Source organism: Allokutzneria sp. NRRL B-24872 (assembly GCF_002155965.1).
GTDB lineage: Bacteria > Actinomycetota > Actinomycetes > Mycobacteriales > Pseudonocardiaceae > Allokutzneria.
The window spans coordinates 1-19536 of the sequence record NZ_MUMH01000209.1; the positions used below are offsets into that span (position 1 = coordinate 1).

The window sequence follows — 19536 nt, forward strand, 5'->3', positions numbered from 1 at the left end:
GAACAGCGCCATGCCGGAGGCCGTCACCAGGAACGTCACCAGCGCGGGCTCGCGGTGCTCCGGCAGCGCCATGGCTCCGGACAGACCGGACATCAGCGCGCCCAGCAGCGCGACACCGGCGATGGCGGCGATCAGCTCCTTCGGCAGCGCGGTGAACACGCCGAGCAGGGCCGCGCCGAACGCGCCGACGAGCAGGTAGAGCAGACCGCAGAAAACCCCTGCGGGATAACGCTTCTTCGCATCGGGGTGGGCTTCCTCGCCGGTGCAGATGGCCGCGGTGATCGCGGCGAGGTTCACCGCGTGGCCGCCGAAGGGCGCCATCGCCAGGGACGCCAGGCCCGTGCCGCCGACGAGCAGCCGGTCGTCGGGGCGGTAGCCGCTGGCCCGCAGCACCGCGAGGCCGGGCGCGTTCTGCGAGGCCATCGTGACCACGAACAGCGGCACACCGACACCGACGATCGCAGCCAGGTCGAAGACCGGGGTCGTCCACAGTGGACTGGCCAGCTCCAGGCTCAGTCCGGTGAAGCGCAACCCGCCGCTCACCGCCGCGGTGAGCACACCGAGCGCCAGCGCGGCGAGCACCGCGTACCTGGCGCTGAACCGCTTCGCCACGATGTAGCCGAGCAGCACCGCCGCGGTCACCAGCGGCCCCTGCCCGAAGGCGCGGAAGGCCTCGACGCCGAAGGAGAACAGGATTCCGGCGAGCATCGCCGCGACCACCGCGTCCGGCACCAGCGCCATCAGCTTGCCGAACACCCCGGAGAAGCCGATCACCGTGATGGCCAGCGCCGACACCACGAACGCGCCGATCGCCGCCGGGTAGGAGTACTGGGCGATGCTGGCCACCAACATGGCCGCGCCCGGCGTCGACCACCCGGCGATCACCGGCATCCTGGCCCTGAGGCTCAGCACGATGCTGCTCAACCCCGCGCCGACCGACAGCGCCCACAGCCACGACGTGGTCTGGGCCTGGGTGAGGTGCCCGGCCTGGGCGGCGGTGAGCACGATCGTGATGGGACCGGCGTAGGAGACGACGATCGCGATCAGCGCGGCCACGAAGGACGACACCGAGGCGTCGGCGGAGAAACGTCGGCGCACGGGCGTGCGGGTCGTGGTGATGACGGCCCGATCCTCTCGGTCAGACGGCCGTTCCCCACACGGGGCGGCCGCGCGTTGCGGGCGGTTGCAGCACGGGAGCGTACCCCGCGACGGCAGCGCGTTCGGACCGTTTCACGTTGACACACAAGGAAATCAGCATTCACGTTCCTTTCGCGAACGAGGGCGGTGATTGCTCACGTTTGACCAGATTCCTTGTGACACAAGGAACACGTCGCCGAAATGAAGATCAAATCGTGATCAAGCGTCGACGCTCAGCGCTGACGCGCACGAGCACCGATACCGGAGGGCGGGCAGTCTTCATGACCCCCGGTCGATCATCGTCGACCGCCCCGAACCCGCCTCGCCACAAGGATTCGCCATCGTCGACGAGCACAGTCGGACGTGATCAGGCGACGCGCGGGAGCAGAAGGGCGCTGACACCCTCGCGCACGATCACCGTCGACGAGGTCGCACTCGCGGCGCCGCGCTGACGATCAGCTCCAACCCCGAACCCTCCGCAGACACGGGGTGGCAGAACAGGTCTCGTTCCCGCGCATCTCGCACCGCGTATCTCGCACCGCGGCGTCCGCTCACGCGGTGCGGGAGCGCAACATCGGTGGGTAGAGCATGGCGGCCGGTCCGCGTCGGTACAGCCGCGCGGGCCGGCCGCCGTCGCGCGTGGTCGTCTCGCCGGTGGCGTCGAGCAGTCCTTCGGCCCCGGTCACCTTGCGGTGGAAGTTGCGCGGGTCGAGGCGCTCGCCCCACACCAGCTCGTAGACCCGCCTCAGCTCGGCCACGGTGAACTCCGGCGGACAGAACGCCGTGGCCAGCGAGCTGTACTCCAGTTTCGCCCGTGCGCGTTCGAGGCCGTCACCGAGGATCTTCGCGTGGTCGAAGGCCAGCGCGGCCGGGTCCAGCTCGTCCACCGGAGCCCACCGCGCCTCCGCCGCGTCCGTCCCCGCGCGCGGCACCGGCAGGTCCGGTGCGAGCGCGAGGTAGGCGAGAGTCACCACGCGCTGGCGCGGATCGCGGCCGGGTGTGCCGTAGCCCGCGAGCTGCTCGATGTGCACGGTCCCCGCCGCCAGGCCCGTCTCCTCCGCCAGCTCGCGCCGGGCCGCCTCGTCCAGGTCCTCGCCGGGCCGGACGAAGCCGCCGGGCAACGCCCATGCCCCGAGGAACGGCTCGATCCCGCGCCGCACCAGCAGGGCGCACAGCCGCTCGCCGGTGATGGTGAGCACGACCAGGTCCACGGTGACCGCCACCGGCGGGTACTGCGCGGGGTGAGCCATGCCACCACCCTACCCTGTATTCGTCATGTTGACGAAAAGGCCGATGACGGCATAGCGTCACATCGACGATAAGAGGAGAACCCCATGGCGGACATCAAGCACCGGTTCGGCTACCGGCACCTGCGCGGCGTGCCGACGGCGTACGTGCGGCACCTGCGCGGCGGCAAGCTCGCGCACGAAGGCACCGGCCTGTCGTTCTGGTACCGGCCGCTCACCGCGGTCGTGTCGGAGGTCCCGGTCGACGACCGCGAGCTGCCGCTGCTGTTCCACGCTCGCACGGCCGACTTCCAGGACGTGACCGTGCAGCTCGCGCTCACCTTCCGCGTGGTCGACCCGGCGCTGGCGACCCAGCGGATCGACTTCTCGGTGGACCCGGACACCGGCCGCTGGCGCGGTGACCCGCTCGCCCAGATCAGCGGCCTGCTCACCGAGAACGCGCAGCAGTACGCCCTCGACGTGCTCGCCCGCACACCACTGGTGGAGGCGCTGGTCGACGGCGTGACGGCGGTGCGCGACCGCATCCGCGCCGGTGTCGCGGAGGAGAACACGAGGCTGGCGCAGATCGGTTGTGCGGTGCTCGACGTCCGGGTCGTCGCGATCCGCGCGGAGCCGGAGGTGGAGAAGGCGTTGCAGACCACGGCTCGGGAGAAGGTGCGACAGGAGGCCGACCGCGCGACCTACGAACGCCGCGCGCTGGCCGTCGAGCGCGAGCGCGCGATCGGGGAGAACGAGCTGCAGAACCAGATCGCGCTCGCCCAGCGGGAGGAGCAGCTGCTGACCCAACGCGGCGCGAACGCCCGCCGCCAGGCCGAGGAGGCCGCAGCCGCCAACCGCATCGAGACCGAGGCTGAGGCCAGCCGCGAGGAACGCCTGGCGCACGTGCGCGCCGAGTCGACCCGTGCGCTCGGCGAAGCGGAGGCGGCTGGCGAGGCCGCTCGGTTGGCCGCCTACCGCGACCTCCCGGAGCACGTGCTCTACGGCCTCGCCGCGAAGGAGCTGGCGGGGAACCTGCCGAAGATCGACCACCTGGTGCTCACGCCGGATCTGCTCGCCCCGCTGCTGGCCAAGCTCGGGATGGGGGAATGAGCCTGGCGCCGCGCGCGGTCCTCGTGCACCGCCGCACCGAACTGGACGAACTGCTGGCCCGCCACGGCACCCTCGGGCAGGCGGAGTTCTTCCTCAGCACCCGCGGCCGCGCGCTCGACGAGGTCCGCGACCGGCACGAGGCCGTCCGGCGCGCGGTGGCCGCGGTGTCGGCCGCCATCCCGCTGGACTGGCGGCGCGGCACCGTCGAACGCGCCGACCTCGCGCAGTTCCTGTTCTCGCCCGAGGACGTGGTGGTCGTCGTCGGGCAGGACGGCCTGGTCGCCAACGTGGCCAAGTACCTCGCGGGCCAGCCGGTGATCGGCGTGACCCCGGATGCGCCCGGTGTGCTGGTCCACCACCCCGCCGAGGCGGCGGCCGACCTGCTGCGCCACCACACCTCGGTCGAGCAGCGCACCATGGTCCGCCTGACCGCCGACGACGGCCAGACCTTGTTGGCGCTCAACGAGATCTACGTCGGCCACGCCAGCCACCAGACCGCCCGCTACCGCGTGGCCGGTGAACGCCAGGCGTCCTCGGGTGTGCTGGTCGGCACGGGCACCGGCGCCACCGGCTGGTGCCGTTCGGCCTGGCAGGAACGGCGCAGCACGCTCGCGCTCCCCTCGCCCGAGGAACGGCGCCTGGTGTGGTTCGTCCGCGAGGCGTGGCCCTCCCCCACGACCGGCACCGCCAGCACCGAGGGCGAGCTCACCACGCACCCGCTGGCGATCGAGGTGGAGTCCGACCACCTCGTCGCGTTCGGCGACGGCCTGGAAGCCGACACCGTCACCCTCACCCGCGGCCAGACGGTGACCGTGGCCCCTGCCGACCAGGCCTTCCACCTGGTCCGCTGACGCGTCACCGACCTGGGGCGTCGGGGTCGAGCCCGAGGCGCGAGCGGATCGCGCTTCGTCTTCGTCCGTCCACCGCTTGTGGGAGCGGGCAGGCCAGTCCGGGTGGCGGTTCGTGTTGTGCTCGGCGCGGACACTGGTGGCGTCCTCTGACAACGGACCGGATCGAGGCACTACCGTCGATCTGCACCTTGCCCGCCGTCATGATCTGGGAGCGGTACATGGACGCTCGGTCGGCTCGGTCGGCCACGATGGTCGCAGCTCCCCGGAAGATCGACTTCTGGGACGACCGCGACCTCCGGCAGCTCGCCGCCGCGACCGAACAGGATCGCGAACGGCTGCGCGACGCGGTTCGGTCCGGTCCCGTCGAGGACCGGGTGATGGCCGCGGTGGCACTGGCGCGCCTGCACAACGAGGCCGCCCCGGACCTGCTCGCGATCGTGATGGCGGATCGGGAGTGTCACCTCCACCTCGTCCGGAACATCGCCCACGTGGTGCCGGACTCGACGCGGCGGCGCGTCAGGTTCGAGCACGAAGCGCTGATCACGCCGTGGCTGCTCGACCTGCTCGACTCCGAGGACGACGAGGTGCGCCACCTCGCCGCGTGCATGTCGGGGAGGCTGCGCGTCGCCGCGACCGGGCCGCGGCTCTTGCGCTTGGCGCAGTCCGAACTCCGCGAGGTGTGGGTGGGTGGCGAGCGTTCCTGCGCTCCCCCGTTCGCCCTCGTCTTCGCCGCGCAGGCCTGGCCCGGCGGGGAGGTCTCCGACGAGGTGCGGGGTTGGATCGACTCGCAGGTCGTGCCGCCCCCTGGCGAACACTCCGGCGACCACCGCCCGACCGAGGCGGTGGCGGAGCTCGCGGCGTGGGGCGAACCCGGCAGCTACGAGTGGGCTTTGCGCTGGTGCGGTGAGGAACTGCTGGCAGGCAGGACCCAGCACACCGTGGACGCGCTGCTGACGCGTGGCCGGGAAAGCATTCCCTTGCTGGAGAACGGGGTGCGGCAATCGCTGCGCGACCCGGCGGCGGGCGCGGCATTGCAAGCGCTCGCGGTGCTCGATCCCGACCGGGCCGAGCAGCACGCCCGCGCCGGGTGGCGGCGCTTCCCGGTTTCCGCGATGCACGTCCTCGGCGAGCGCTACCGCGGCACCGCAGACCCCGAGGTAGCGGACCTGATGGCCCGCATCGCCGACGAAACGGTCTGGCCGGAGGACGTCCTGGCGAAGAACCTGGTCAAGATCGGTGGGCCGCGCGCGCACGAGGCGGCGGCACGGGCTGTCGACCGCGTCGTGGCCCGGGACTCCGACGGCCGGGGGGTGCAACACCTCCGGAGCCTTGTGCGGACATCGGCGTCGCCGCAGGAGTTGGCGGAGCAGGTGGCGCGGTTGGGCCTGGCACCGTCCGACGTGGCCAACGAGGTGGCCGCTGAACTCGCACGCGCACCCGAACCGACGTCCGCGTACTCGCTGTTGGTGGCGGTTCTGCACCGGATGAGGTGTCTGGTCGAGGTCGCTCCTGAATCCGGTAGCGAGCCACCTGCCTACGACGACCTGGTGGTGGAGTTCGCCGAAGCGACCGGCGGCGCGGTTCGCGTCGCGGACGTCGAGCTCATCGAGGAGGAGGACGGCGTCCTGCTGACTTTCGCCAAAGACGGGTATCACCGCACCTGGAACGTCGAACTCGACGGCGACTGGTTCGACCTCCACGTCGTCCACGAGGTCGCTGGAGCATTGCGGCCCGAACGCGAGGACGACGAGCGCGAGTTCGTCCTGATCGACTGGTGCGATCCCCTCTACGCGTTCGTCGACCCCGACAAGCTCGCCCAATACTGCGAAACCCACGGCATCGACTACCACCGGGCCCTCTGACGCGTCGCGACGGGAGGGGTCGGGTCAGCGCAGCGGGCAGAGCACGTCCGTCGCGCGCGCCACATCGACATCCGGGCGCAGCGTTCCCAGATCGCCCAGGCGTTGCGCGAGCTCGGCCATGCCGTGCGCCCGGCCGTCTTCGAGCCGTTGGACCGCTCCGCCGACCGAGGCGGCATCCAGGAGCGCCATCGAGGACAGGACGCGCAGGACGTCGCAGTGCGTCGCGTACATCTCGGCGATGCCGCGGATCGTGCCGCGCAGGCCCTGCCGCGCGTCCGGGTCGGCTGACGCGCGGAGCACGTGCTCGAACCCGCCGCGCTCCAACAGATCTGCTCCCACGGCCTCGAACAGTCCGGCGCGGGAACCGAAGACGGAGTAGACGGTGGGCGTGCCACGCGGGCCAGCTTCGCGATGCGGTCGACGCTCACCGGTTCCGCAGGCGACTCGCGCAGTTGCGCGTACACGGCGTCCAGGATGCGACGGCGCGTCTCCTCCGCCGCTTCCGCGCGCAGGCGCTGCTCGTACTTGCCGTCGCTCGAAATGAGCGGTTGTCGACGTGGGGAGCGGACCATGCGGGTCATGACCCGGTGCACGATCAAGGACGGCCAGCTCGACCAGGTGGTGGAGTTGCTGCGCGCCGTCTACGCCGAGCTGGAGTCGGTGCGGCCGGACGGCTTGCGCTACGCGAGCTTCCAGCTCGACGACGGGGCGAGCCTGATGTCCCTGGTGGAACTGGACGGTGGCCCGGAGGTGCTGCACCGGCTCCCGGCGTTCCAGCGCTACCGCACGCACCTGACCGAGGCGTGCGCGGAGCCGCCGGTCACCACCGTGCTCAACGAGATCGGCGCGTACGGCTTCCCCGATGGGGCAAACTCTTCGCTGTGAAGGACGCCGAGCTCGTCGGAGTGCAACAGACCCTCCGGCCCGTTCTCCGGGCCAAGGCGCTGGACAACCGGCTGCCGGAGCCGATCCTCGGTGACGAGCTCGCCGAGCGGGCGATGCGCGGCCTCGATCCCGACTACGACAGGCGCGCCTTCGGCACCAGCCAGCTGGGGCTCGCCGCGGTGGTGCGGGCCAAAGCCCACGACGACTGGGCCCGGGCGTTCCTGGCCGACCACCCCGACGCGGTGGCGCTGCACCTGGGCTGCGGTCTCGACGCCCGCCCGCACCGGGTCGACCCGCCCGCCACCGTCGACTGGTACGACCTGGACTACCCAGCCATCATCGAACTGCGGCAACGGTTCCTTCCGCCGCGCGAGCACTGCGCCACGATCGGCTCCAGCGTCACCGACCTGGCCTGGCTGGACCGCGTCCCCCGCGATCGGCCGGTGCTGCTGATCGCCGAGGGACTGGTGCCCTACCTGACCGAGTCCGAGCTGCGCCGCCTGCTCACCAGCGTCGTCGAGGCGTTCCCCTCCGGCCAGATCCAGTTCGACACGGTGTCGGTCTGGGCGTGGCACAGCTCGCGGTGGAATCCCGTGCTGCGCAAGTACAAGACCCAGTTCCACTGCGGTTTCACCGATCCGGCCGCGCTGGCCGAGTGGCACCCGCGCCTCGCCTACGTCGACGAGACGCCGATGACCGACTCACCTTTGCTGCTGGCCAGGGCGCCGGCGAACGTGCGCCGCCTCTACCGCTTCATGAACCTGTTGCCGGGCGTGAAACGGTCCACCCGCATCGTGCGGTTCCGGTTCTGACCATGACGCGCGGGCCTCACCAGTCCTCGACCTCGCGCGTTCCGAACGGGACCCCTTGCCCGCGCAGCCAGGAGGCGAACGCCATCTCGATGCTTGTGCCAGGCTGATCTTGGCGTACACCGAGAGCGTCCCGCACCGCTTCGAGGAAAGCAGCTGCCTCGTCCACGCCTGCCGCGACGTCCAGTCGCCCGACGTCGCCAGACGCGACGGTGTGCCACCGACGCCATTCCTGGACGTGCTCCCCCAGCTGCATCATCACCGCCCACCCGGAGTCAGCGCTGTACAGCACGAGTTCGCCGCTGTCCCGGAGGGACAGCGTTGTCCGGCTGGCCCCTCCGGACCCGTTGTGGTCGCCGATGGTGAGAGCGGCGCGAGCGCCTTGCTGTTCCAGTTCGGCATCTCGTCCAAGGACCATGCGCCCAGCATCGCAGAACCGTGAACCCGCGCGGTCCCAGCGCTCTCATTGCGGCGCTTGGCGCCTGACCCCCACCCCACTCCCGCTCAACATCCCCCCGGCACGCCAAACTCCCGTTTCGTACTCAACTCGGGTGATGGGAGCGCTCTTTTTCCCGCTATGAGTACGAAACGGATTGCCCTCGACCACGGCCAGGCGCGTTGAGGGAGTGCGGGCGGTGGTGTGCACGGGAGGGATTTTACCGACCAGCGAGGGGTTGTGGCGGGGCGATCCGCGAAGCGTGCGGAGAGTCATTCAGGGCCAACGCCACCGTCGCGCCGGTAGCTGCTGGGCGGGAGGCCGAACTCCAGGCGGAAAGCGCGGCTGAAGTGGAACTGGTCGACGTAGCCGACGGTGCGGGCGATCGCGGCGACGGACATGCCCGTGCCGGTCAGCAGCTGGGCGGCGCGGTGCATGCGCCGGGCGCGCACCTCCCGCATGGGGCTGCGCCCGGTGGAGCTGGTGTAGAGGTGGCTGAAGCGCGACGGTGACAGCCCGGCGTGGGCGGCGAGGGAGATCAGCGTGTGCGGGGCCTCGGGGGTTTCGGCGATGAGCCGCTGGACGCGGGCGATGCGCGGGTCCGGGCCGGGAGGCGGGACGGCGGGACCGGCGAGTGCGGCCAGGCGGACGATCTCTTCGAGCACGCACATGGCCAGGGACTGCTGCTCGGGCCGGGCGGCGAAGGCCGGGAGCTCGGCGGGCGTCGGCGGGACGCGATCACCGGTGAGCCGGGCATAGCGGTGGAGCCGGGCGAAGGCGTCCTCGATGGCTTCCGCCGCACCGCTCGCCCTCGGCGTCAGGTGACGGTTCACCCGCAGCCAGTTCTCTTGCGGCGCAAGGAAATGCGCCCACAGCAGCGACCACTCCCCGGCGTCGGGCGCGACCCCGTAGGTGTGCCGCACGCCGGGTTCGATGAGCACGAGTTGCCCCGGGTGCGCCGTCAGGACGGTGTCCTCCTGGTGCACGACGCCCCGGCCCCGGGTCGTCCACATGAGCAGCCAGCTCGGCGAGCCGGTCGGCCGGTTCGCCTCGACCGGCCTGGTGAATGTGCTCTCCCCGACGACGAGCAACCCAGCCGGTGGCGAGGGGGTCGGGACAGCAGAATCTGTCATCTCCCCGGCAGGTTCAGCCATGTCCGCGCTCCCCCGGTCTTCCTACAGTCGAATCCGTCGAAACCCCCACAGCGGAGGCAGAACATGAAGCAGTTGATCGACTCCAGCGCTATCGCCCACGACGACGGCGCGCTGCGGGCGCGCATGTCCGAGGACGGCTACCTCTACTTCCCCGGTCTGCTGCCGCGCGAGCACGTCACCGGTGTTCGCGCGGACATCGCGGCCGTGCTGCGCGACAGCAGGTGGCTGGCCCCCGACAGCGAGCCGGACGAGCTGCGCGCCTCCGACCGGGTGGTCGAGGAGGGCGGGTCCACGTTCTTCGGCATGTACTCCGCCGTGCAGGCGACGCAGTCCTTCCACGAACTCAGCGAGCGAGCGGAACTGCGCGACCTGGCCCAGCGGCTGCTCGGCGAGGAGGTGTTCTGCCATCCCATGCACATCGCCCGCGTCACCGCGCCGACGCCTCGGGCCACGCCGACGCCAGCACACCAGGACTACCGGCTGATCCAGGGCGCGGTCGACACCCTCACGATGTGGATTCCGCTCGCGGACTGCCCCGCCGACGCGGGAGGGCTGGAAGTGCTCTCCGGCTCGCATCGGCTCGGCGTGCTCGGCGTGTCCAGGGCCGAGGGGCCCGGCGGGGTCAGCGCGCAGGTGGCGGGCAGCGGCGTGAATGACTGGCGCACCGCCCACTTCGGCCAAGGCGACGTGCTCGTCTTCACCAGCCTCACCGTGCACGGCGCCCGCCCCAACCTCAGCGACCGGCTGCGGTTGTCGGCCGACATCCGGTGGCAGGCGCGGTCGGAACCGGCCGCCTTCATCGACGGCTACGAGCCGTTCCGCCCGCACTTCCACCCCGACGTGCCCGACTGGCCCACCCTGAGCCGGGGCTGGACCTCCACGACCAGCGTGGAGATCCCGGAGGGGCTGACCTACGTCCGCAAGTTCGACTCGATGAGCGAACACGTGCCAACCCCTCCGTCCCGGTTCAGGTGATCTCAAGCCCAGCCAGCTCCGGTTCAGCCAGCGGGCCGGGCCCGGCCGAGCTCAGGCGGCCGGACCGGCGACCGCGCCTCCATGTACTTCCAGAGCGCGTCCGCTCCGGAGTAGATGCTCCGATCCTGTTTCGTGGCACCGAAGAGCGCCGTGAACCCCGGAGTGGCGTTGCGGGCGAAGAAGTTGTTGGCCAGGGTCGCGATCCGGTACTCGCGATCGGCCTTCACCGGCTTGCCGTTGATCCGGATCTTCTCGATGTCGACGTGCTGGCCCAGCGGCGCGCCGGGGTCGTAGGTGTAGGAGACGTTGCCGGAGACGGCCATGGGCCGGTGGGTCACGACGCCGTCGGCGCCCCGCTGCCACTGGCTCTCGATCAGCTCGTCCAGCTTCGCGCCGGTCACCGTCCCGCGCACGACGGCCGGGCCGATGCCGTTCTCGTAGACCGTGCCGAAGACCAGCTCGGAGAACAGCACCCGGCCCGGCGCGTCGGCGGGATTGGCCGGGTTCGCGGCGAAAGGTATGTCGCGCAACAGGATTCCCGGCATCGCCACCGCGAGATCGGCCTGTCCGTCCCGGTTCGCCGCCCAGAGGAAGGCGTCCGCGGTGACGTTGCCCAGCGTCGACTCCGCGGTGGCGGAGCGGGTGAGGTCCGCGGTGACCGTGGCGACCTGTTGGTTGCCCCGCGCCGGAACCTTGTCCTTCCAGTACTTCGCCATCCGCTGCACCTCGGGATCGGGTGCCACGTCACGGGTGTTGGCGTGGCTGACCGACTTCGTCCGGTCGCGGCGGACCTCACCGGTCACCGGATCGAGCTCCAGGGTGATCTCGTTGATCAGCCTGCCGTGGTTGGCGGCCTCGACCACCGGGCGGGGGTTGCCGGCGGGATCGGGCAGCGTGCAGTTCACCAGCGCGTGCCAGTGCCCGCCGACGATGGCGTCCACGGCCGGGCTGATCTGCTTGTTCATGTCGAACAGTGGGCCGAACGGCGCCTTGCAGTCGTTGTACCCGGCCGCGTTGTCCTGCGAGAACCCTTCGTGCACAACGGCGACGACGGCCTGCACACCCCGCCCGCGCAGCTCCTCGGCGTAGCGGTTGATCGTCTCGACCTCGGGCAGGAACGACAGCTCGCTCGGCCAGTAGGAGAGCTGCTCCTGGGGCGTGTGGCTGGTGGTGGCGTGGATGAACCCCACCGGGAGCGTGCCGCCGCGCCCGTCGTCGACCTGCCGCACGTGGTAGGGCTTGACCAGCGGGCGGCCGCTCCGCTCGCGCACCACGTTCGCCGAGTAGTAGTCGAAGTCCGCGCCCTGGAACCGTTTCCCGGTCGAGTCGGTGAAACACAGGTCGCGGTCGGGGCGGCCCCGGCAGGTGCCCTCCATCATGTGCTCGAGGTAGGCGGGTTTGCGGTCGATCTCGTGGTTGCCCACGGTGGAGAACTCGACGCCGATCATGTTCATGTACTCGATCGTCGGCTCGTTCCAGAACCACGCGGTCTCCGACGGCCAGCCGGAGAAGTCGTCCCCTGCGGAGAACAGCACGGAGTTCTTGGTCGCGCGCAAGCGTTTCAGGTGCGAGGCGAGGTAGGCCCCGCCCCCGACGACCTTCGCGGGCTCACCGGCACGCGAGCCTGGAACGGTCGTGGTGTACTCGCCGAAGTAGCCGTGCAGGTCGGTGATGGACAGCAGCTGCACCGGCACCCCCGACGCGGGAGTGGCCGTCGCGGTCGGCGAGAGGGAGACGGCCAGCAGCGCGGTCGTGGCGATCGCGGCCTGGCGCCATCGCTTGGCAGAAAAGGACATCGGCCTACCTCCTCACTTCTCCGGGTTGAGCAGGGAGTTGCCCTGCTTGACCGCCGCGTTGGCGGCGTCGGCGACCGGGACCGAGCCGAGGTACATGTCGTTGAAGATCTGGTTGATCTTGGGTTCGGCCGCGGTGAAGCCGGAGACGATCGGGAAGTTCACCGTCCTGCCGCGCGCCTCGTCCAGGAACGGCTGGGTGTCGATGCCCTTGGCCTTCCAGTGCTCGACGTAGCGCGGGGCGAGGTCGTTGATGGCGGGGAAGACGTAGCCGCCCTCCGCCATGATCGTCTGGGCTTGCGGGGTGGCCAGGAACGACACCAGCTTCTTGGCCTGCTCGGGGTGCTTGGTGCGCGAGTAGACCGCCTCGCCGAGGCCGTTGATGATCACCACGCGACCGGCCTTGCCCGCGGGCAGCGACGCGGCGCCGATCGGGAAGGAGGAGCCCGGGGCGACGAAGGGCAGCAGCGCGTTGTTGGCCGGGAAGACCGCGACCTCGCCGCGCTGGAACATCTCCGTCGCGCGGCCCGCGGGCGGGTTGGTCTGCTCGGCGGGCGGGGACACCCGCCACTTCTTGATCAGGTCCACGCCCCACTGCAGCGCCTCGACCGAGGCGGGCTGGTTGAAGGTGAAGCTGCCGTAGGGCTTGGTGATCGTCGTGCCGCCGTTGCTGGGAATCCAGTTGAGCCACTGCGTTCCCGAGTGGTTCCACGAGGCGAAGCCCCAGCGCTTGACCTTCGCCGGGTCGAAGCCGGGCTCGTCGGGGTGCTTGCCGTTGACGTCGACGGTGAGCTTGCGCATCAGCGGCAGGAACGTGCCGGACCCGTCGGGCGCCCAGGTCAGCGGCTCCGTGGGCATCTCGACGCCCGCCTCGGCGAAGGCCTTCTTGTTGTAGAGCATCCCGGGGACGCCCCAGTCCTTCGGGACCGCGTACAGCTTTCCCTTGTAGGTGAAGGAGTCCACGACGTTGGCGTGGTACTTGTCCTTGCCGAGGCCGGACTGCTCGACCGCGGCGGAGACCTCCATCAGCCCGCCCTGCGTCACCAGCTCGGGGAAGTTCGCGGGCGTCATCCAGAACACGTCGGGCGCGGTGCCGGAGACCATCTCGGTGACCAGCTTGGTCCAGTACTGGTCGTAGGGCTGGAGCTCGATCTTGACGTCGATGTCGGGGTGCTTGGCCCTGAACGCCTCGAAGACCTTCTCGTAGCCCTTCTGCTGCTGCTCGTCCCAGATCCGGTAGGTCAGTGTGGTCTTGCCGGTGCCACTACCGCCGCCTCCACAGGCGGCGACGAGCCCGACCAGCGCGCCGACCGTCAGCGCGCTCAGCGCCTTCCGCCGGAAAGTCGAGAGCTGCATGGGGACACTCCTGTCGTGTCACTTGAGTCCGGTCAGCGCGACCGACCGGACGATGTAGCGCTGGAAGAAGACGAAGACGAGCAGCATCGGCAGCAGCGTGAGCAGGCTGCCGGCCATCATCCGGGTGTAGTCGATGCCGATCTCCGAGCGCAGTGCGGCGATCGCGACGGTGACCACGCGCGTGTCCGCGCTGCTGGTGATGATCAGCGGCCACAGGAAGTTGTTCCACGAGGAGATCACCGTGACGATCGCCAGCGTGGCCAGGATCGGCCTGCTGAGCGGGAGGATGATCCGCCAGAGGATCGTCAGGTGCCCCGCGCCGTCCACCCGCGCGGCCTCCTCGATCTCGCGCGGGATGCTGCGGAAGAACTGGCGCATCAGGAAGATCCCGTACGGCGTGCCGAAGACGTACGGCGCGACGAGCCCGTACCAGCTGTTCACCATGCCCAGCTCGCGCATGATCAGGAACAGCGGGATCAGGGTCACCACGTTGGGCACCATCAACGTGGCCAGGTAGAGCCAGAACAGCGCACTGCGGCCGCGGAACTCCAGCCGCGCGAACGCGTACGCCGCCAGTGTCGTGAAGATCAGCTGCCCCGCGGTGAGCACGGTGACGAACAGGACGGTGTTGAGGATGGACAGCGCGAAGTCCGAGCCCAGCAGCGCGCCGATGTTCTCCAGCGTGGGCGAGGACGGCGGCGCCCACGGCGCGGCCTCGAACAGCTCGCCGCGCGGCTTCAACGCGGTCGAGACGATCAGCCAGTACGGAAAGACCGACATGGCCGCGCCGATGATCAGGGTGGCGTAGAGGGCGGCGCGACGCGTCGGCCGCCGCCGGGTGGTCGCGGTGGTGGTCATCATCGGCTCCCCTCAGGACATGTCGTAGGTGGTGTTGCGGTTGAAGTAGCGGACCTGCGCCATGGTCACCGCGAGGATGATCAGGAACAGGACCATCGCGATGGCCGAGGCGTAGCCGAACTCGAACTGCCGGAACGCGGTCTGGTAGATCGTGTAGTTGATGACCTCGGTGCTGTTGCCGGGTCCGCCGTTGGTCATCACGAAGACGGTGTCGAAGACCTGGAACGAGCCGATCACGTTGGTCACCAACACGAAGAACAACGTCGGGCGCAGCAGCGGCAGCGTGATCGAGAAGAACTGCCGGACCGGAGAAGCCCCGTCCAGCGAGGCCGCCTCGTAGAAGTCCTTGGGGATGGACTGCAACCCGGCCAGGAAGAACAGCATGTTGTAGCCGGCGAACTGCCAGACCTGCGTGGCCGCGACGGCGGGCAGCGCGAGGCTCGGCGAGGACAGCCAGCTCGGCCCGTCGATGCCGAACAGGCCAAGGAAGGAGTTGACCGCGCCGTTGGCCGGGTCGAAGATCCAGCCCCACACCAGGCCCATCACCACCGGCGTCGCCATCCACGGCAGCACGAACATCGCCCGGAAGATCTTCACGCCGCGCACCCGCTGGTTGAGCAACAGCGCGAGCAGCAGGGCCAGCACCGTCTGCACCGGGATCGTCAGGACCACGTAGGCGACGGTCACCACCAGCGAGTGGCCTATCCCGCCGTCGGCGAAGAGCCGTTCGTAGTTGGCCAGCCCGACGAACTCCGGCGCGGAGAGCAGCTTCCAGTCGAACAGGCTCAGCCCGGCGACGATCAGCACCGGCAGCAACAGGAACGCCACGACACCGAACAGGCTCGGGGCGATGAAGGCGTAGGCCGTCAACGTTTCCCACAGTCGCCGCCGCCGTCCGGGGCGCGGCACCGCGAGGACCTTGGCCATGGCGGACTCCCTTCTGCCGGAGGAGGTGGATCAGGCCAGGCCGGTGGACGGCGTGAGCAGCTCACGGGTGCGGGCGGCCCCCCACTCGTCGAGGTCGGCGAGGCGGTCGCTGGAGCACCGCCACCCTCCGCTGCTGGCAACGTGATCGGCCCATCCAGCGCGGTCCTCCACGCGCGGAGCCACCAGCAGGCAGTCGGGATCGTTGACCCACATGCGGCCGTGCATGAACTCCCGCGCGGCCCCGGCCAGCCGCGCCCCGTGCTGCGAGGGCTGGCTGACGTCACCGGACTTGTGGTGGACGACGGTCGCGGTGTCCGGGCTGACCCGCATGGCGTCGACGAGTCCCGCGCTGGGCAGCATCGGCGCTCCGCACCCGAGCACGGTCGAGTCCGGCCCGACCGCGTCCCGGATGATCCGCATCCCGGCGCGGTAGGCCTCGTGCCCGGACACGTCGGCGTGCCGCCCGCCGGGGTGGGCTCCCGCGTAGATGTAGTCGATCTTGAAGAAGGAGAACCCGGTCACCACAAGGGATCGGAACACCCCGGCGAGGTGCTCGGCCGCTCCCGGGTGGGTCACGTCGAGCACGGCGATGTCGCTGTCCCACTCGCGCATCGCGGGTGTGCCCCGCACCAACCAGTCCGGGTGCTCAGTGGCCACCGAGCTGTCGGCGGCGACGAAGAACGGCGTCAGCCAGATGCCCGCGCGTCGCCCCGTGTCGGTGACGCGCTTCGCCACCGCCTCAAGAGATCCGAAGCCGGGCCGGATGTCGAGCCAGTCCCCGATCGCGGTCTGGTAGCCGTCGTCGAGCTGAACGATCTCCAGCGGCAGTTCCAGCCGCTCGGCGTGCACCAGCGTGTCGGCGATGTCCTGCTCGGTGACCTTGTTCCAGTGCCCGTACCAGCTGCTCCACCCCGGTCCGAGCGGCCGGACCTCCCGCACGCCCGCACCGGTCGCCACCTCCTCAGCCCACGCGACCAGCGCGCTCGGGAGGGAAGCGTGCTCGGTCTCCCGGACCGCGCCGAGGCTGGAGACGATGAGCCGGTCCGCGAGCGCTCGCACACGGATGGAGGGAACCTCGGCGGAGTGCTCCTCGGCGGACCACGCGCGCACCGGGCCGCCGTCACCCGGGTCGATCACGATCAGGCCCTCGCCCTGGAAGCCGGACTCCGGCAGCGGCCGGTCGAAGCGGAAGCAGCTCGCCGCGATCTGCGCCGACGACGGCCGGGGCGAGGTCGCGTCGCCGGGGTAGCACCCGGTGGGACTCCAGGACTGCCAGCCCTGCTCGAACACGCGGGCCCGAGCGGGCGCGCAGGCGATCTCGGCGATCGGGACGTAGTCCGCACTCTCGGCCATCGGCTTCCTCTCGTGGTGATGAACGTTCGTTTGTGCGCGTAGTGGCCCCCAAATGAGCAATATATGCTCACTCTAGGACGTTAGTGAACAGAAAGAAACATGCACATGCATGCAAGGAGGCGATGACCGTGGTCTCGATCAGCCACGCCGACGCGCGAGCGCGGGCAGCGAACCTCGTGCCGAAGCCGCGCTCGATGCAGCTCGGCGCGGGGGTGTTCCAGTTCCCGGCGCACCTCCCGGTGCGGCTGGAGGTTCCCGAGGAGCAGCGGGAGGTGGTGCGGCGAGCGATCGCGCTGCTGCCCATGACCTGCACCGTTGTCGACGAGCCCGCCGCGCTGCGCGTACTTCTCCGCCCGGACGCGACCCCTCCCGAGGGCTATCTGCTCGACGTGACCGAGGCCGGAGCGACCATCACCGCGGCCGACCGTGCCGGTGTCGTCCACGCCGCGCAGACCCTGCGCCAGCTCCTCCCCGACGCCGCCCACCGCCAGACGGCGCCTGCGGACACCCCGTGGATCGTGCCGGTCATCCGGGTCGAGGACAGCCCACGTTTCGGCTGGCGCGGAATGTTGCTCGACGTCGCCCGGCACTTCCTGCCCAAGCGGGAGGTGCTGCGCCACATCGACCTGATGAGCGCGCACAAGCTGAACACCCTGCACCTGCACCTCAGCGACGACCAGGGCTGGCGGGTGGAGAGCCCGCGCTTCCCGCGCCTGCACGAGGTCGGCGGCTGGCGGCCGACGAGCCAGGTCAGCCACTACTCCGACGAGGTCGTGCAGGACGGAACACCGCACGGCGGCTTCTACACCCGCGACGATCTCGCCGAGATCGTCGCCCACGCGGCGGACCGCGCGATCACCGTGATCCCGGAGATCGGCGTGCCTGGCCACACCGGCGCTTTGCTCGCCGCCTACCCGGAGTTCGGGTCCCCGTCCGGGCAGGACCGCGCGGTGTGCACGACCTGGGGCGTGCAAGACGCGCTGTTGGCTCCGTCGGAGCGGTCGCTGGAGTTCCTGCGCCTGCTCTTCGACGAGTTGCTGCCGCTGTTCCCCTCGCCCTACGTGCACGTGGGTGGCGACGAATCGGTGCTGCGGGCGTGGGAAGACGACCCGGTGGTGCGCGCGTTCGCCGAGGAGCGCGGGCTCTCCGGGAGCGCCGAGATCTTCGCGGCCTTGATGAGCGAAGTGCGCCACATGCTTGCACAGCACGGCAAAACGCCGGTCACGTGGGACGACAGCTTCGCCGCGCAAGCGAGCGCCGCCGACGACGACGGTTCGAGCGGCACGCTCGTCATGGCGTGGCGCGGCGCGGAGGTCGCCCGCCGGGCGGCGGCGGCCGGGCACGACGTCGTGCTCTCGCCGGTCATGCCGACCTACTTCGACTACTACCAGCAGGCGCACCCCGACGAGCCGCTCTCGATCGGCGGCCCGGTGACGCTGGAGGACGTCCTCGCGTGGGAGCCGGTCCCGCAGGACTGGTCCGAGGCCGAACGTGCTCGTGTGCGGGGAATCCAGTGCCAGATGTGGACCGAGCTGGTCGCCGACCCCCGGCTGGTCGACTACCTCCTTTACCCACGGACGTGCGCCTTCGCGGAGATCGCGTGGGGCTCGCCGACGCGGGACCTCCGGCAGCGGCTGCCCCGCCACCTCGACCGGCTGGCGGCGGCCGGGGTCGAGTTCCGCCCGCTGACCGGCCCAGCGCCGTGGCAACGCGGCGGCACCGGCGGGCGAGCCCACCGCGCCGGGGTCCCGATGGCCGAGCGCCTGGCGGGCTACGCCGACGCCGCGGCCTCCGGAACCGTGGCGGACGCCCCCGGCGCGTGAGGACGTCATCGCGTCGACGTCCGGATCGAGCGGGCGAGGTCCAGGGCGTCGACGTGGTGCGGGTCCTCCGCGAGCACCGCGGCCAACCGGTCGCCCGCGCGCCCGTACTGCCAGTCGAGGATGTCCAGCTGAGCCCGCAGGAATCCCGCTCTGCGCCGCTGCGCGGCGGCCAGGTCCTCGGTGAACAGCAACATCGACGGCAGCGAGGTCGCGAAGTAGTCCACGGTCGCGGGGCTGGCCTCCAGCTCGTCGCAGAAGGCGCGCAGTGCCTCGGCGAGCCGGGCGGCTTCGTCGGTGCGGCCGAGCCTGCGCAGCGCGAGCACCGAGGAGAACGTCGCCTCGGAGTGGGGTTGCGCGCTCATCCCCAAGAAGTCGCCCTGCTGCGCGGCGGCCAGTTCCCACGACGCCCGGTCCTCCATGAGGTCGCCCCGGAGCAGGTGCAGCTGCGCGGTGTTCGCGAGCGGATGCCTAGCTTCGCTCAGGGATCGCGGTGGGTTCAGCGCTTCGTCCACTGTGGACCGCAAGCGGCACAGCCGGTCCCACACGCGCAGCACCTCGCCCTCGCCGCCCTCCCACGGCTGGAAGGTGCGGCTGAGCAGCAGTTCGCGGGCCTCGTCCAGTCGACCAGCGGAGAGGAGCAGGTGGGCGAGCTCGATGGTGGCGTCATCGCGCGTCTCGACCAGGGCGCGCACGCGCAGCAACCGGTCCAGCCGCTGGCCGGGCGGCACACCGCGCCGCGCGTCGAGCTGGTCACGCTCGAAGATCAGCCTGGCGTCCTCCGGTGCGACGGCGAGCGCGGAATCGTAGGCCGCGCAGGCCTGGTCAGCGTCGCCGAGGTGGTTGAAGGCCGCGAGTCCCAGGTTGCGCCACACGACGGGATCGTCCGGATCGAGTGCGGCGGCGGCGTTCCAGGCCGCGCACGCGTCGTCGGGACGCCCGTTGGCGTAGAGCCAGTGCCCGAGCAGCGCGCGAGCTCGCGCG

18 protein-coding genes are annotated in these 19536 nt (G+C 70.6%); 7 read left to right on the forward strand and 11 right to left on the reverse strand.

Annotated features, from left to right (window positions below; translation table 11 throughout):
• Positions 1 to 1098: benzoate/H(+) symporter BenE family transporter (locus CCN37_RS35500; RefSeq protein ID WP_246843507.1), on the reverse strand; the 1098-nt coding region annotated here is incomplete at its 3' end.
• Positions 1099 to 1688: 590 nt separating this feature from the next.
• Positions 1689 to 2387 carry an NUDIX domain-containing protein gene (locus CCN37_RS35505; RefSeq protein WP_086829487.1) on the reverse strand — a complete coding sequence of 233 codons (699 nt, stop codon included), beginning with the start codon at positions 2385 to 2387 and terminating at the stop codon, positions 1689 to 1691.
• Between the two features lie 84 nt (positions 2388 to 2471).
• On the opposite strand from CCN37_RS35505, the gene CCN37_RS35510 reads away from it, so the two are divergent.
• The 3 genes from CCN37_RS35510 (at position 2472) to CCN37_RS35520 (ending at position 6186) form a co-directional block, all read left to right on the forward strand.
• Positions 2472 to 3473: an SPFH domain-containing protein gene (locus tag CCN37_RS35510; RefSeq protein WP_086829489.1), complete on the forward strand. Its 1002-nt coding sequence runs from the start codon at positions 2472 to 2474 to the stop codon at positions 3471 to 3473.
• Complete coding sequence (locus CCN37_RS35515; RefSeq protein ID WP_086829491.1) at positions 3470 to 4324, forward strand: hypothetical protein; 855 nt, start codon at positions 3470 to 3472, stop codon at positions 4322 to 4324. Before CCN37_RS35510 ends, CCN37_RS35515 begins: the two co-directional genes overlap by 4 nt.
• Before the next feature lie 218 nt (positions 4325 to 4542).
• Positions 4543 to 6186, forward strand: coding sequence for a hypothetical protein (locus CCN37_RS35520; RefSeq protein ID WP_143261968.1), 1644 nt, complete (start codon positions 4543 to 4545; stop codon positions 6184 to 6186).
• 24 nt (positions 6187 to 6210) lie between these two features.
• Here CCN37_RS35520 and CCN37_RS35525 read toward each other — a convergent pair whose 3' ends face one another.
• Positions 6211 to 6525 carry a hypothetical protein gene (locus CCN37_RS35525; RefSeq protein WP_086829495.1) on the reverse strand — a complete coding sequence of 105 codons (315 nt, stop codon included), beginning with the start codon at positions 6523 to 6525 and terminating at the stop codon, positions 6211 to 6213.
• A 231-nt stretch (positions 6526 to 6756) separates the two neighbouring features.
• On the opposite strand from CCN37_RS35525, the gene CCN37_RS35530 reads away from it, so the two are divergent.
• Positions 6757 to 7071: a hypothetical protein gene (locus tag CCN37_RS35530; protein WP_086829497.1), complete on the forward strand. Its 315-nt coding sequence runs from the start codon at positions 6757 to 6759 to the stop codon at positions 7069 to 7071.
• Positions 7068 to 7883, forward strand: a complete 816-nt coding sequence (locus tag CCN37_RS35535) for a class I SAM-dependent methyltransferase (protein ID WP_086829499.1) — start codon at positions 7068 to 7070, stop codon at positions 7881 to 7883. The genes CCN37_RS35530 and CCN37_RS35535 overlap by 4 nt, the downstream gene beginning before the upstream one ends.
• A 16-nt stretch (positions 7884 to 7899) precedes the next feature.
• Here CCN37_RS35535 and CCN37_RS35540 read toward each other — a convergent pair whose 3' ends face one another.
• Entirely contained in the window at positions 7900 to 8298 is a 399-nt protein-coding gene (locus CCN37_RS35540) for a hypothetical protein (protein ID WP_143261969.1), read from the reverse strand.
• A gap of 290 nt (positions 8299 to 8588) precedes the next feature.
• On the reverse strand, positions 8589 to 9470 hold the full coding sequence (locus CCN37_RS35545; protein WP_086829502.1) for a helix-turn-helix domain-containing protein: 882 nt from the start codon (positions 9468 to 9470) through the stop codon (positions 8589 to 8591).
• Positions 9471 to 9533: 63 nt separating this feature from the next.
• On the opposite strand from CCN37_RS35545, the gene CCN37_RS35550 reads away from it, so the two are divergent.
• Entirely contained in the window at positions 9534 to 10445 is a 912-nt protein-coding gene (locus tag CCN37_RS35550; RefSeq protein ID WP_086829504.1) for a phytanoyl-CoA dioxygenase family protein, read from the forward strand.
• Between the two features lie 23 nt (positions 10446 to 10468).
• Here the strand turns inward: CCN37_RS35550 and CCN37_RS35555 are convergent, their stop codons facing one another.
• From CCN37_RS35555 to CCN37_RS35575, 5 genes are read right to left on the reverse strand one after another with little or no spacing between them, the layout of a single operon-like run.
• Positions 10469 to 12241 carry a bifunctional UDP-sugar hydrolase/5'-nucleotidase gene (locus tag CCN37_RS35555; RefSeq protein WP_086829507.1) on the reverse strand — a complete coding sequence of 591 codons (1773 nt, stop codon included), beginning with the start codon at positions 12239 to 12241 and terminating at the stop codon, positions 10469 to 10471.
• A 12-nt stretch (positions 12242 to 12253) separates the two neighbouring features.
• Complete coding sequence (locus CCN37_RS35560) at positions 12254 to 13594, reverse strand: sugar ABC transporter substrate-binding protein (protein WP_086829509.1); 1341 nt, start codon at positions 13592 to 13594, stop codon at positions 12254 to 12256.
• Between the two features lie 18 nt (positions 13595 to 13612).
• Entirely contained in the window at positions 13613 to 14452 is an 840-nt protein-coding gene (locus tag CCN37_RS35565) for a carbohydrate ABC transporter permease (RefSeq protein ID WP_086829511.1), read from the reverse strand.
• 12 nt (positions 14453 to 14464) lie between these two features.
• Positions 14465 to 15379 (reverse strand): carbohydrate ABC transporter permease, encoded by a 915-nt coding sequence (locus CCN37_RS35570; RefSeq protein WP_246843508.1) that lies wholly within the window; start codon positions 15377 to 15379, stop codon positions 14465 to 14467.
• 30 nt (positions 15380 to 15409) lie between these two features.
• The gene (locus tag CCN37_RS35575) at positions 15410 to 16732 is read right to left on the reverse strand and encodes a glycoside hydrolase family 36 protein (protein WP_086829513.1); all 1323 of its coding nucleotides are present in this window, start codon (positions 16730 to 16732) and stop codon (positions 15410 to 15412) included.
• Positions 16733 to 16854: 122 nt separating this feature from the next.
• On the opposite strand from CCN37_RS35575, the gene CCN37_RS35580 reads away from it, so the two are divergent.
• Entirely contained in the window at positions 16855 to 18555 is a 1701-nt protein-coding gene (locus CCN37_RS35580) for a beta-N-acetylhexosaminidase (RefSeq protein ID WP_086829515.1), read from the forward strand.
• Between the two features lie 5 nt (positions 18556 to 18560).
• Here the strand turns inward: CCN37_RS35580 and CCN37_RS35585 are convergent.
• Positions 18561 to 19536: tetratricopeptide repeat protein (locus CCN37_RS35585; protein WP_143261970.1), on the reverse strand; the 976-nt coding region annotated here is incomplete at its 5' end.

Excerpts from the sequence above, each read along its gene's own strand:
- CCN37_RS35505 (WP_086829487.1), bottom strand. The coding sequence starts at position 2,387 with ATGGCTCACCCCGCGCAGTACCCGCCGGTGGCGGTCACCGTGGACCTG.
- CCN37_RS35510 (WP_086829489.1), top strand. The coding sequence starts at position 2,472 with ATGGCGGACATCAAGCACCGGTTCGGCTACCGGCACCTGCGCGGCGTG.
- CCN37_RS35515 (WP_086829491.1), top strand. The coding sequence starts at position 3,470 with ATGAGCCTGGCGCCGCGCGCGGTCCTCGTGCACCGCCGCACCGAACTG.
- CCN37_RS35520 (WP_143261968.1), top strand. The coding sequence starts at position 4,543 with ATGGACGCTCGGTCGGCTCGGTCGGCCACGATGGTCGCAGCTCCCCGG.
- CCN37_RS35530 (WP_086829497.1), top strand. The coding sequence starts at position 6,757 with ATGCGGGTCATGACCCGGTGCACGATCAAGGACGGCCAGCTCGACCAG.
- CCN37_RS35540 (WP_143261969.1), bottom strand. The coding sequence starts at position 8,298 with ATGGTCCTTGGACGAGATGCCGAACTGGAACAGCAAGGCGCTCGCGCC.
- CCN37_RS35545 (WP_086829502.1), bottom strand. The coding sequence starts at position 9,470 with ATGGCTGAACCTGCCGGGGAGATGACAGATTCTGCTGTCCCGACCCCC.
- CCN37_RS35550 (WP_086829504.1), top strand. The coding sequence starts at position 9,534 with ATGAAGCAGTTGATCGACTCCAGCGCTATCGCCCACGACGACGGCGCG.
- CCN37_RS35555 (WP_086829507.1), bottom strand. The coding sequence starts at position 12,241 with ATGTCCTTTTCTGCCAAGCGATGGCGCCAGGCCGCGATCGCCACGACC.
- CCN37_RS35560 (WP_086829509.1), bottom strand. The coding sequence starts at position 13,594 with ATGCAGCTCTCGACTTTCCGGCGGAAGGCGCTGAGCGCGCTGACGGTC.
- CCN37_RS35565 (WP_086829511.1), bottom strand. The coding sequence starts at position 14,452 with ATGACCACCACCGCGACCACCCGGCGGCGGCCGACGCGTCGCGCCGCC.
- CCN37_RS35570 (WP_246843508.1), bottom strand. The coding sequence starts at position 15,379 with ATGGCCAAGGTCCTCGCGGTGCCGCGCCCCGGACGGCGGCGGCGACTG.
- CCN37_RS35575 (WP_086829513.1), bottom strand. The coding sequence starts at position 16,732 with ATGGCCGAGAGTGCGGACTACGTCCCGATCGCCGAGATCGCCTGCGCG.
- CCN37_RS35580 (WP_086829515.1), top strand. The coding sequence starts at position 16,855 with ATGACCGTGGTCTCGATCAGCCACGCCGACGCGCGAGCGCGGGCAGCG.